Annotated in this window: 3 protein-coding genes; all 3 read left to right on the forward strand. The window is 53.7% G+C overall.

The features are described from left to right. Positions 1-396 (forward strand): BamA/TamA family outer membrane protein (locus HWQ67_RS16510; RefSeq protein ID WP_218253784.1); only part of this gene is annotated, 396 nt, incomplete at its 5' end. After that, positions 396-887, forward strand: coding sequence for a hypothetical protein (locus HWQ67_RS16515; protein WP_218253785.1), 492 nt, complete (start codon positions 396-398; stop codon positions 885-887). The genes HWQ67_RS16510 and HWQ67_RS16515, both read left to right, overlap by 1 nt. Before the next feature lie 40 nt (positions 888-927). Then, the coding region (locus HWQ67_RS16520; protein WP_218253786.1) for a tetratricopeptide repeat protein at positions 928-2,358 on the forward strand (1,431 nt) is incomplete at its 3' end.

The raw sequence follows: 2,358 nt of genomic DNA on the forward strand, positions 1-2,358 counted from the left end.
GGTATAGGCCAGGGTTGGTTGCAGACGGCAGACCTGCCCATAGTGGAGAGGTTTTTCCTGGGCGGCAGCACCAGCGTCAGGGGCTATGCGCAGGATACCCTCGGCCCTAAGGGTAGCAAGGGCTATCCACAAGGAGGCAATGCCTTTACGATGACCAACGTCGAAATGCGCTTCAGGGTAATAGGCGACTTTGGCATGGTCACCTTCATGGATACCGGAAATGTTTGGAACGATTTTAAGGACTTCAATCCCTTTGACGTCAAGTATACGGCAGGCCTGGGCCTGAGATACATGACCGCAATAGGCCCTCTGCGGGTGGACTACGGCCATAAGCTCAACAGGGCCAAAGACGAACAACCCGGCAGATTCTACTTCAGCATCGGACAGGCATTTTGATGGCAGTCAGTCGTCTGATAATGCACCGTATGATTCTGACATTATCGCTGCTTGTGCTGGTTATTGTCCCAGCCGGGGCCGAATTGACACTGGCAGACCGCGTGGTGGCCTTCGTGGACGAAACGGCCATTACCCTGAGCGAATTTAACAGGTTTCATAAAACCACGCCGGCGCTGACCAGAAACCAGGCCGTAAGGGTAATGATAAACAGGCTCCTGCTAAAAAAAGAGGCTCTAAAACTCAAACTAAACGGCACGGACGACGAAATGATTCAACAGTACATAGACCTGAAGATTAAATCGCTTGTCATAATAAAAAACGAGGACATAGAGAGGTTCTACAAAGAGCACAAAGACGACCTCAAGGGCACGGAAATAGAAGACGTAAGGGAAAACATAGAGAAACTGCTCATCGAGGAGGAGGTCAACAAGAGACTCGACAGCAGCCTGCAAGAGCTGACCGAAAAGGCATACGTCAGGATACAGTTCTGAGTTCCCTTGTGCGTATGTATAGCGGATAGGCTTTACGGACATGATGGTAAGAGACATATCCCCCGAAAACCGTCCCATAATTCTTGTGGGCGTGTTGCTCTTGCTGACGCTGGCGGCATACTGGCCACTGCAGTACAACGACTTTATAAACTTCGATGACGATAAGTATCTGACCGAAAACCCCATTATCCAGAGCGGTCTGACGGTTGACAACGTGCTCTGGTCGCTGAGGACATTCTACTTTGGCAACTGGCACCCCCTGACCTGGATGTCCTACCTGGCAGACATCACGGTGTTTGGACTGCGTCCGGAGGCAATCCACCTCGTCAACCTGCTCCTGCACCTGGCTAATACGGCGCTATTGTTTGCCTTCCTCAACGCAACAACCAGAATGCCCTGGCAAAGTGCAATGGTAGCGGCACTCTTTGCCCTCCACCCCCTGAATGTGGAATCGGTTGCCTGGGCGTCGGAACGAAAGAGCGTGCTGTCCACCCTGTTTTGGATGCTGACGATGCTGTGCTATAACCACTACACCAGGCATCCCGGTACATGGCGCTACCTGAGTGTTGTGCTCTGCCTTGCCCTGGGACTGATGGCAAAGCCAATGCTCGTGACCCTCCCTTTCGTGCTCCTGCTGCTGGACTACTGGCCGCTCAGACGCGGTCTACACGTGTTGGAGAAATTGCCCCTACTGTTGCTCAGTCTCCTGTCAAGCATCATGACCATACTGGCACAGCATAAGGCCGAGGCCCTTGTGTCGCTCTCCGTGAGTCCGCTTAAAGAGCGCATCTTTGCCGCCGTTGTATCATACACGGACTATATTGGCAAGCTGCTTCTGCCCATCGACATGGCCGTGATCTATCCACCCTCAGAGGGCTATCCGCTGTGGCACGTGGGACTTGCCCTGGCGCTTATAGCTGCCCTGACGACAGTGTTTGTCATCAGGAGAAAGACCGACCCCTATCTCCTGGTTGGATGGCTCTGGTTTCTTGGCAGCCTCGTGCCGGTGCTTCAGGTAGTGCAGGTTGGGTCGGCGCCCATGGCAGACAGGTACGTCTACATACCGGCGGTGGGATTGTTCATCGCCGTTGCATACCGGCCTGTAGCGCGGTGGTGGCATGGGATACTTGTCGTCGTTGTAATCGTCCTAAGCGTTTTGACCTTCCGCCAGGTGCGCTGCTGGAGGGATTCCGAAACCGTATTCCGACACGCCCTCGATGTTACCGTCAACAACTACGTAGCACACGACAACTACGGCGTCTATCTCTTAAAGCATGGCAGGGCTGCGCAGGCCGTTGAGCACTTCTCTGCCGGTCTGAGACACAAACCGGACAGCCTGCTGATAAACTCCAACATGTGGAGCGCCCTCGTGGTGCTTGGCAGGTTCGACGAGGCAGAGCAATATTTCTACAAGGCCATGCCCCTGTGGAACAAGCTCGCAGACCGCAACATCTATGGTATGCTAACCGTA

Source organism: Candidatus Magnetobacterium casense (assembly GCF_019173545.1).
GTDB classification, from domain to species: Bacteria; Nitrospirota; Thermodesulfovibrionia; order Thermodesulfovibrionales; family Magnetobacteriaceae; genus Magnetobacterium; species Magnetobacterium cryptolimnobacter.

Coding starts and splice junctions, on each gene's coding strand:
- HWQ67_RS16515 (WP_218253785.1), top strand. CDS start 396: ATGGCAGTCAGTCGTCTGATAATGCACCGTATGATTCTGACATTATCG.